Origin of the sequence: Glaesserella sp. (assembly GCF_041814905.1) — a bacterium.
Lineage (GTDB): Bacteria > Pseudomonadota > Gammaproteobacteria > Enterobacterales > Pasteurellaceae > Glaesserella.
In genome coordinates, this window is record NZ_JBGXYA010000066.1 from 34,754 (window position 1) to 45,340 (window position 10,587).

At 39.5% G+C, this 10,587-nt stretch carries 6 protein-coding genes; 5 read left to right on the top strand and 1 reads right to left on the bottom strand.

The window, feature by feature from the left end:
- Positions 1-4: 4 nt before the first annotated feature.
- Positions 5-1,114 (top strand): alpha/beta fold hydrolase, encoded by a 1,110-nt coding sequence (locus ACEYJ7_RS09620; protein ID WP_373778885.1) that lies wholly within the window; start codon positions 5-7, stop codon positions 1,112-1,114.
- 641 nt (positions 1,115-1,755) lie between these two features.
- Here ACEYJ7_RS09620 and ACEYJ7_RS09625 read toward each other — a convergent pair.
- Entirely contained in the window at positions 1,756-5,814 is a 4,059-nt protein-coding gene (locus ACEYJ7_RS09625) for a transcriptional regulator (RefSeq protein ID WP_373778886.1), read from the bottom strand.
- 427 nt (positions 5,815-6,241) lie between these two features.
- Between ACEYJ7_RS09625 and ACEYJ7_RS09630 the strand changes: the two genes are divergently transcribed.
- From ACEYJ7_RS09630 to ACEYJ7_RS09645, 4 genes are all read left to right on the top strand, one after another.
- Complete coding sequence (locus ACEYJ7_RS09630) at positions 6,242-7,309, top strand: alpha/beta hydrolase (RefSeq protein ID WP_373778887.1); 1,068 nt, start codon at positions 6,242-6,244, stop codon at positions 7,307-7,309.
- A gap of 76 nt (positions 7,310-7,385) precedes the next feature.
- A complete protein-coding gene (locus ACEYJ7_RS09635; protein WP_373778888.1) occupies positions 7,386-8,489 on the top strand; it encodes a carboxymuconolactone decarboxylase family protein in 1,104 nt (367 codons plus the stop codon).
- A gap of 246 nt (positions 8,490-8,735) precedes the next feature.
- A complete protein-coding gene (locus ACEYJ7_RS09640; protein WP_373778889.1) occupies positions 8,736-9,680 on the top strand; it encodes a DMT family transporter in 945 nt (314 codons plus the stop codon).
- 9 nt (positions 9,681-9,689) lie between these two features.
- Positions 9,690-10,587, top strand: an 898-nt coding sequence (locus tag ACEYJ7_RS09645) for an alpha/beta hydrolase (RefSeq protein WP_373778890.1), incomplete at its 3' end; no start/stop codon positions are given.

Consider the following 10,587-nt stretch of genomic DNA (forward strand, 5'->3'; position numbering starts at 1 on the left):
AACCATGTTAGAAAAATCTGCAAAATTATCCCTAATTTTGACCGCTTGTGCGATGGCGGTGCAAAGTTTCGCTGCCCCACTTTCTATTGAACAACAAGGCAGTTTTGCGGTAGGTGGCACGGTAAAAACCAGCAGCGGCACTTATCAGCCGTTGCCTGAAATTGCCAAAGGCAAAGAAAGCAATAACTTTATGGACGTATTTAGTGCGTATATTCAAGCTGGCGGGCAAACCTTGCACGGCGACCACGCTACCGTGTTCTACCAAATTCCAACCAACCCTCGCCCTTATCCGTTGGTATTTTTACACGGCGCAGGGCAATCTATGCGCACTTGGCAGACCACACCGGACGGTCGTGAAGGTTTCCAAAATATCTTTTTACGCAAAAACTACCCTGTTTATTTAGTGGATCAACCACGCCGTGGCTGGTCGGGACGTAGCACGGTGGACGCTGAAGTCAAAGCCACACCGGACGATCAATTTTGGTTTGCCCAATTCCGTATCGGCACTTACCCGAATTTCAACCAAGGCGTAGCGTTCCCACAAGACGAACAGTCGCTCAACCAATTCTTCCGCCAAATGACCCCGAACATAGGCGCGTTTGATGCAAAAGTGATTAGCGACAGCCTAGACCAACTGTTTGACCGCATTGGCAACGGCGTTTTGGTTACCCACTCGCAAGGCGGCATTGTCGGCTGGTTGGTCGGTATGCAAAGCGATAAAGTGAAAGGCATCGTGGCGTATGAGCCGGGCAACTTCCCGTTCCCAGAAGGCGAAGTGCCGCCGACCATTACCAGCAAATTCGGCGACATCAAACCTGCGGTCGCCAGCCAAGCGGACTTTGAAAAACTGACCAAAATGCCGATTGTGATCTACTTCGGCGACTTCATCAGCGACAAACCGTCCGACAACCAAGGCGAAGACCAATGGCGCATCCGTTTGAGTTTAGCCAAACAATGGGCGGACGTGGTGAACAAACACGGCGGCAAAGTGGAAGTCATCGAACTGCCGAGAGTGGGGATTAAAGGTAATACGCACTTCCCGATGTCTGATACTAATAACGTGCAGGTGGCTGAGCATTTGGCGGAGTGGTTGAAGGAGAATGGGTTGGATTAGATATTAAGAAAAATTACAACTACCATCGTTGACCCAATCCAAAATTCTGTATAAATACTCATTTTAATTTAAAGGTGATCGTTTAAGCGATCACCCAATTCAACCGTAAATAATTTTCATATCCCTTTTCAATTTTGAAAAGGTCGTACCCATTTCTTTGAAACATTCTTGATTGCAAACTAGAGAATATTGAAAACCAAATCATCTATTAGAAAAACATTACGTTTCTTAATGATTAGACGAATCACACTATTAAACAATCCCACCATATTGATGATATAAACTGCATTGCAAATATCTGCTGGATAAATGAAAAATATCATAATATGGTAATATCTTCACAATCCATTGTTATTAAAGATATTTAGGCCTCCATCTTTTCGAAACTTTCTCTATAACTTCACAGGTAACCACTTCATTTATCGCTTGAAGCTCGATTCTTAAATTGTTGTGGCAGCCTTCAGTCCATCAATATAAGCAATTCAAATATCTTGCAAACTAGCATATTAGCCAAGAATTTATACTCCTCATTTTGGCTATCCAATCCCTTAAAGTATCCTTGTGGGATATTGTTCAGAAAGCGGTCTTTGGATGGCTTATTTTCTGCAAATACTCAAATTGCCTACAATCTATATGATGATTTATCGTAAATGCATTCGCAGTCTATGTTCACTATCCCAATGTTTAGCCTCGTATTGATATGACTGAGCTAATGCATATAAAAGTTTGGATGCAACAAATGGATGAGTGATAGTTAGAAGTTTTCCCCAATTATTATATTGTGCAACTAATTCTCTTTCTTGAGTACCTCCATCCCCAAACGAACGAGTCGTGACTCCCCTGCCGTTTTTCTTACCTATATACATGCCTTCACACATATTATCAGATTGAAAATCTTCTAAAATATCTCTAATCTCTTCACATGGCCAAATATTATCTTTACCTATCGCAGAATGGCTTAATAGTTTGCCTATAAAATACTCAGCTATTTTTCTACGACCTTCTTTTGTAGCATATTCAATCGCATTATCAATCCATTTTTCTAACTTTACTTTATCAAGATTACCCGATTTGTCTTGACCTGGAATAAATTTTAATGCCTCTAATGTATAATAATATTGTTTAAAAATAGAATCCCTTTCTTCCTCAGTTTGATGTTTATTGATATTTTCATCTTCATTCCCATCATCTCTCTTATATAGACTAGAAATAAGATAAATAAAAAAATCAGGATGCTGTTCAATATACATTTCTAGATTTTCTATATCGCAATATTCATTTCTGCGTCCATACGGAGCTAATATGTAGATATATGAAAATTCCAGTCCCGCTTTTTGTTCTAATGTTAGATATTTACTTTCTTTAATTCTGGAAAAAGCTTTTCCTAAATGATAAGAGTTAGGCGGTAAATTTTCATTAATAGTAGACGAAGAAATCATTGAGGAAAGCACTTCAAAAATCAACTCTGATTCCACATCATTAATAAATAATGAAATATAAGAAAATGCCGTTTGTCCTCTATTTGCCTCCAACAAGTATTGAACACCTCTTTTTACATCATTTTTATCACTCCAATAATTAGGGATTACATTAGCCCAGTATTCTTTTTTTAATGATTCACTTAACAAATCAATTTTTTCCCAAATCATAGATATAAATGGTGCTTGCAAATATATCTTAACCATATCGCTTTCTGATAATTCCTTACCTAAAGCTTCAAATAAAGATGTATTGCCTTTACTTTCACATAATATCCCGCGAATAAAATTCATCAACTTCGTTTCTTGTGAGATATTAAATTTATTTATAGTTTGAACAATTACTGTAACAAGTTGAGACTCTGCAGAAAAAATGTATCGTCGAAGTAAGAAACCAACTATATGTGCAGCATTTCCTTGTAAACATAAATCTAAGACTCCCTCATTTCCTTTCTCATTGATAATGCTTTCTATAGCTTTAACTCGCTCTTTACGAATCAATTCTTCTCGCTCATCAAAACTTAAATCATGAATTTCTTCCAATTCATCAGCAGATTCATTAACCCAAGAATCACGAAATAACCAAATATTTCTATCAATCGGATTTTCAGGAAATAAGTCAGCATATACTTGTTCGCCTAATTTTGTGAACCGAACTCCATTTTTTTGTTTTTTCGCTCTGCGAGATAATACGCTTGTACGGAGTTTTTCTCGCATTTTAATTTTTTCAGATTCAGTAGCTTTGTTTAACGACCAGTTTTTTAGTAGCTCCCATAATTTATCTTGCTGAGTAGTATCTAAGTAATGAATGTTGTTGACTAAATCGCATAATTTTTCAAATGTATATTCTGACCAATTTAATGAAATATTTACACATGTATTACAGAAATCATAAACGTCTTGATACGTAACTACTCTCTGCTTACCTATATTTCTCCAAATATATTTACTTGATGGCAATGCTATTTGATGAGAGACCTTAGGAAACTGACTTAAACAGACTCGCCATCCTATTTCTGGAAAATCTTTTACTAGTTTTTTTAGTAAAAAAATACGTTGTTCTAAACTAGCATTTGTTATTGGTAACCAAGTTCTAAAAATAGCACATAGCGAAGAAAATGGTTTGTTTGCATAGTTATCATCAATTTCTTTCTCACTTAATTGAGCTAAAATCTTTACAACTCTAGAAACTAAATTTTCATCCCAAGCTAGTTTTTCTAAAGCCCATAATAAATCTGTATATTTAGGGCTAGAGAATAATGTATTAGTTGTTGGCATTAGGATTGCTAATATATGCTTTTCTGCCTTTAGATCATTCTCAATAATAGTTAAAAATGTGTTTGGAGATGCTTCAGCGTATGTTGATAACAAATCAGCATTTGCTTGTAACTTTCTTACCGTCAAAGGAGTTAATAGTGAATAAATAAGTTTCTCAATAGCTATATCACAATCTAATTCATCTTTAAATAATTCATTACCATGAACACCTAATAGAATAATCATCTCGCTAAAACTATCTCTTAATACTTGAGAATATTCTCGTTTCTTATTTAGTAAATTTGCACGCCATTGCTCATTTTCAGGCAAATCTAATGCAGGATCATCTTCTGAAAGTATCAACTTAGCATTTTCAAAAAAACATTCTAGATCAGATTTAGTTATATATGGTGCAATAGCAAAAAGTAAATCGATTCTAGATACAACTCCTCTATAATTATTAATTTTCCAGACGGGAGAATCATTTAATAAATACACTTTGCTAAAATTTCCCTCTAAAATTCTATAGCTTTGGTTATCTGTAAATGATTCTAAAACTGCAATATCTTTCTTATTGCTAGAATCCCATGTACCAGCAAATAAAAAAGGAATTAATTCCCTATTGCTATTATTTACCCAGTTTGGATTCTTAATAGCTTCAACTAATGATAATTGACGGCGTAATACTGTTAGTGAATAACCAGCTTTATTAGCTAAAGTTACTGATTCATCATAATTTTTACCCATCTTTTCTAAAGCATGTATAAAGGTTGATGAATCCAAAATCTCCAAGGTTAGATCTACATTTTTACTCTGGGAATTTTTAGAACAAACAATAAAAGAATGAATTTGAGTTACATATTGAGCTAGCTCTTTTTCAACATCTTTATTCGCTGTTATTGCTATAAAATTTTTTGTCCCCTCTGCAAGACGCGGTAAAACATCTGTTTGTTTGAATAGAAGACATCTATCTCTATAATTAATAAAATCACTATTTTCACTAAATAGTGAGGATAAAAATGCAATTGCTTCATCGGTTGAATCTGCAGCAATATAAAATGGTTTAGAAGGTGGGCTAGTTAAATAATTTTCAATTATCTGTTTATTTTTCTCCATTAACTTAGTGAAAAATGATGGAATAAGACGTGGCTGGCATACATTTGCCCAGCTATTCCAAAAACTATCTAACGACTCAACATCTTTAGTCGGTAATTTTGCTTCATTAGCTAGCCAACTTTGGGTAGATAATGATTGTTCCAGCCATTGTTCTAAATCACTTGCATCATAAACCCTCACATCTTTCCATTTATTTAAAGATTTTTTATCGCGAACCCACTTTTCTTTACCAATCCATCTACGAGGAGTTACAAAAATAAAAGTTATATTAATAGAATTATCAGTATAAGCATTCACACTTTTATTAAAATCAGCGGTTGCTTTTTTAGAAATATCAGCATTTACGCCAAACTCCCAACCAGATAAACCTTCAGGTATCCAAGGAGTTGCTTCATTAGATAAAACCTCTCCATCCCATCCTGGTCGTTGCGAATCGTCATTTCCCGGAAAATTTACTTTTAATAATTTCTTAGCCGTTGAGTGAACTAACATTCTTAATAAAACCGCAAGCCTTGATCTTGATTGAATTTCATCTGTATTAATCCAATTTTCAATATCATTAGCTTTAATATTTAAAAAAGGTGGTGCATATGTATGAGTTATGGGAGTCGTAGATTTTTGTATGAGTGACTCATCATATTCTGATTGCCATTGCATTAATTTTTCCAAGGGAAAATTAAATGCCTGAGATAATCTCTGAGCCATTTGGGGAGATAATTTAGCATTTCCATTTAATAAATTTGATAATGCAGGACGTCCAACTTCCAATAATTTAGCAGCATTTGTTACTGACATACCAGAGGGAAGTACTTCATTTTTGATTCTAAAACCAGGATGATTGATAGTCATAATTCACTCCTTTTATAAAAATTGATCGAATGTATTTCATCTGTATAGGCAACATCAAAGATACTCAATTTAATGTGTATCGCTACACAATACATATTAATTTGATATAAATAAAATAGCAAGCTTTTTAACTTATTAGACCATATCCAATTATGAATCCGTATCGTCCAGATTTTTTTGAAGCATCCTTGATTACCGACCAAATAGCATTGAAAACCTAATTATCTGTTGGAAAAACATTACGCTTCTTGTGATGAAGAAGTGAACACCCTATCACTTTACGAATTTCTGCTAGATAAATGAAAAATAATGTCCTTATTTAGCTTTTATTGAATTTCATTCATAACCCCTTTGAATTTTCCCTATCTAATCAAAACAATCTTTTTTCTCTATACTGCATTCATTCAATTAACACAAGGACAACCCGATGAAAAAATCATTTAAGAAAACCCTACTTTCAACCCTTTTCATCTCAACATTATTTTTAGGAGCAAACGCGATGGCTGCCGATTACAAACAAAATCCGTTTACGCTAGCTTATGACGGTGCAATTACCGAAAACGTACAAGGCAAAGTCAATATTCACCCTGTGAAATATCAGCTCAACGGTTTAACTATTGCGGCAAATGTTTATACCCCAGCGAATTTTGACCCAAGCAAAAAATACCCTGCAATCGTGGTGGCGCACCCGAACGGTGGAGTAAAAGAGCAAGTGGCGGGCTTGTATGCACAAAAATTAGCAGAGCAAGGTTATGTGACCATTGCCTTTGACGCAGCATATCAAGGCGGTAGCGGCGGCGAACCGCGTTATGTGGATAAACCGGCTAACCGTATTGAAGATATTCGCGGTGCGGCGGATTTTATCAGCCAATTTAAAGGCGTAGATGCGAACCGTATCGGCTTGCTAGGTATTTGCGGTGGTGGCGGCTACTCCATCAAAGCGGCGGAAACGGACAAACGCTTTAAATCGGTGGCGACTATTTCAATGTTCAACAGCGGAGACGCACGCCGCAACGGTTTTATGCGTTCGCAAACCAACAACATTCAAGAACGTTTGAAACAGGCATCGGATGCCCGTGCGCAAGAAGCGGCTGGCGGCGAAATCCTTTATACGCCAGCCTTTGCTGCAGGAATGACACCTGAACAAGTGGCGGCTCTGCCTTATGATCTGTATCGTCAAGGCTATGAATATTACGCTCAAACCCACGCTCACCCGAATTCGCAAACCAATTTTACCGTGAGCAGTTTGTTGGATTTAATGGCGTTTGATGTGAATACCAATGTGGAACTCATCAATCAACCGTTGTTGATGATCGCAGGCGAAAAAGCGGACAGTTTGTATATGACCGAAGAAGTGTTCGCCAACGCCAAAGGTACACAAAACAAAGAGCTGTTTATCGTGCCGAATGCAAAACATATCGAAACCTACTGGAAACCTGAATATGTGAAACAAATCAGCGAAAAACTGACAGGTTTCTTTGGTAAAAATCTGTAACCCGCTTTACCTAGCACGAGCCGTGCTAGGTTCTTTAATCCTAGCCCCTCTGGGGCTAAATTGAGAAGAAGATCTTATGAAAAAAACTGTCCTTTTTTCCACCGCACTTGCTTTCGCTACTTCGTCTGCTTTGGCGGAACAAACCATTACGCTTTATCCGCAACATCAATGGATGGCCGCGCCGAGCGAACACTTTTCGGGTTCTGCACGTTTTACTCGGCTGCCTGAAATCCCCAACAGCCCGGACGGTTCAGCGATTGTAGAATTTCAAGCCGGCACCATTACCGATTGGCATACCCATTCGCACGGACAATATCTGATTGTGACCGAAGGCGAAGGTCGCACGCAGGAATGGGGCAAGCCGATTCAAATCATCAAAAAAGGCGATGTGATTTGGTGCCCGCCCAACGTGAAACATTGGCACGGTGCGGGCGAACACAGCAAAATGGCGCATATCGCCATCAGCCCGAACGCCAAAGAAAACAAAGCCACTTGGTTAGAAAAAGTGGAATTGCCGAAAAGCGATCCCAAAGCCGATTTGCAAAAAATCAGCCAAAACACACCGCTTGCAAATAAGCAACTTGCCATTGTGCCGATTGCGTTCTACTCCGCTCGTGGCGATTTAGAGCATTTAAAACCTGCTATTGAGCAAGGCTTGACAAGCGGTTTAACGGTCAATGAATTGCGTGAAATTTTCGCTCATCAATACGCCTACGCAGGTTTTCCGCGAGCCTTAAACGGCTTGCTGACCTTGCAAAATGTGCTAAAAGAACGTAGCGAAAAAGGTATTCAAGATCCGCAAGGCAATCTACCAACACAAACCGAACCGACCGACTATTACGCCTTAGGTACGCATACGCTCAACACCCTAAACGGACGGGATAATTCCGCCGTGTTGTGGAATTTTGACGGCGTGGATTACGCCCTAAAAGCCCATTTATTCGGCTATTTGTTCAGCCGTGATAATTTGAGTCCCGTAAACCGTGAATTGGTTACGGTCAGCACCCTTGCCAGCTTGGAAACCGTGCAGAATCAACTTCGTTCGCATTTAGGCATTTTGAAAAATCTAGGCTTAAATGAAACGGAATTGAAGCGTGTGATTGATGAAATCCGCCAACAAAATCCAACGGCGGCGGATAAAACGGATAGTGTGTTGAAAGACGTGTTTAAGGCGCAATAATGTGCAGGGGCTAATCACATTAGCCCCAAAACAATCATAGGAATATCAGGGCGAATGTAATTCGCCCCTACAAATGGATTTTAAATTTTGAGTAGTTTACAAAGTGCGGTAAAAATCACCGCACTTTTTTTATCTCTCTATCCAAATTATTGAATTTTATTCAATAACTCTTTCAACTTTCCCTATCTAATCAAAATAATTTAACCTACCTATAATACATCTAAATTAATTTATCGGAGAAATATAATGATGTCGTTATTAGCTGCCCCTATTGGCGTGCTCGTAGGAATGGGGATAGCCTTTCAAACAGGGATGAACTCGGTGTTACGCAAAAATGTCGTATCGCCATTGCTATCATCTTTTATCGCTTTTGGTGTAGGTTCTATCTTATTGATTTTGCTGATTTTCGTGCAAAACGAACCGCTTGCGGTTTCTGCTGAAACCTTAAACCAATCGCCTTGGTGGATTTGGTTGGGCGGTTTATTGGCAATGTTCGGACTAACCGTCAATATTCTGATTTTTCCTCGTTTGGGTAGTGTTCAAACGGCGATTATGCCGATTTTAGGACAAGTGATAACAGGCACATTGATTGATACATTCGGTTGGTTCTCAGCCCCGCAATATGATTTCACCCTGTGGCGTTTACTGGGCTTAGTAGCGGTAATGGCTGGAATTGGCATTGCGATTGTATTACCGTCACTCAAACAACATAACCTGAAAAAGCGCGAAGAAGGTTCGTTACTGTGTTGGCAGATTCTCGGTATTAGCGGTGGCGTCGCATCAGGCATTACCCCCGCAGTGAATACCGCATTACGTCACACGTTGCAATCCACTACGCTTTCAGTATTTGTGCCGTTTGTTATCGGTACGCTGTTATTAGCCTTAGTCATTTGCTTGAAAGAACCGACCGCTTGGCAACATTTAAAAGCCGCCGTGAAACAACCGCAACCTTGGTGGCAATGGTTCGGCGGTTTGCTCGGTGCGATTTATATCGGTGGTATTGTGATGATTGTGCCACAGATCGGCACCGGCGGGGCGATTGTGACTTCATTATTCGGTTTATTGGTCGGTAGTCTGATTATTGACCAATTCGGTTTGCTCGGTGCCAATAAAAAACCGATTAGCGCTATTCAAATTTTGGGCTTGCTGGTGTTATTGAGCGGTGTCGTTATCATTCAAATGAGTAAATAAGGAAGAAACATGAAAAATATTCCACTATGCTTACTGGGCAGTGCGCTGATGTGTGTACAGTCGCCCCTTTTCGCCCAACCGTTTACCACAGACAGCCGTGTAAACGACATTCTGACTCACTCTGCATTTCAAGGCTTTGCCGAACGCCTATTGCCTTGGGATGATAACCGCAATGAACCGAACTTACGCCTAAAGCAGATCGAGCGGTTAATGCCCTACCATAGCCATATTTCACCGCAGGTGGTAACCGAGACGTTGAATAAAATGCTGGCACGTGCCGAACAAGGTGACACGATTTTTTATGAGATTTATAGCGAAGCGGAAAAACGCCAAGATCCAAGCAAACAACATACGGGCATATTCGTGTTTAAAGGCAAACCGAATGCACCTTTTGCAATGATAGCCCCGGGCGGCGGTTTTGCTTACGTCGGTTCATTGCATGAGGGTTTTCCGATTGCACAATCCGTTGCCGAACAAGGCTATAATGCCTTTGTCGTGAAATATCGGGCGGGCATGGGCGAACAAATCGCCACCGAAGATATGGCTCAAGCGGTCGAATTCGTGCGAAAAAATGCAAAAAGGTTACAAGTCGACCCTAACGGCTATTCCGTATGGGGCGCCTCCGCCGGAGCGAGAATGGCGGCGTATATTGGCTCTTACGGCACACAGGCTTTTGGAACCGAAGCAAATTCTAAACCGAGCAGTGTCATTATGCTCTACACAGGACATAGCGATTACAATCGCCAAGGCGAACCGGCAACCTTTGTTGCCATCGGCGAGCAGGACGGCATTGCCTCTCCGAATACGATGAAACGCCGTATTGAGCAACTCAACGCAATGGGCGTGCCGACTGAATTCCATCTCTATAAAAACCTCGGACACGGCTTCGCATTGGGTACGGGAACGA

Excerpts from the sequence above, each read along its gene's own strand:
- ACEYJ7_RS09620 (WP_373778885.1), top strand. The coding sequence starts at position 5 with ATGTTAGAAAAATCTGCAAAATTATCCCTAATTTTGACCGCTTGTGCG.
- ACEYJ7_RS09625 (WP_373778886.1), bottom strand. The coding sequence starts at position 5,814 with ATGACTATCAATCATCCTGGTTTTAGAATCAAAAATGAAGTACTTCCC.
- ACEYJ7_RS09630 (WP_373778887.1), top strand. The coding sequence starts at position 6,242 with ATGAAAAAATCATTTAAGAAAACCCTACTTTCAACCCTTTTCATCTCA.
- ACEYJ7_RS09635 (WP_373778888.1), top strand. The coding sequence starts at position 7,386 with ATGAAAAAAACTGTCCTTTTTTCCACCGCACTTGCTTTCGCTACTTCG.
- ACEYJ7_RS09640 (WP_373778889.1), top strand. The coding sequence starts at position 8,736 with ATGATGTCGTTATTAGCTGCCCCTATTGGCGTGCTCGTAGGAATGGGG.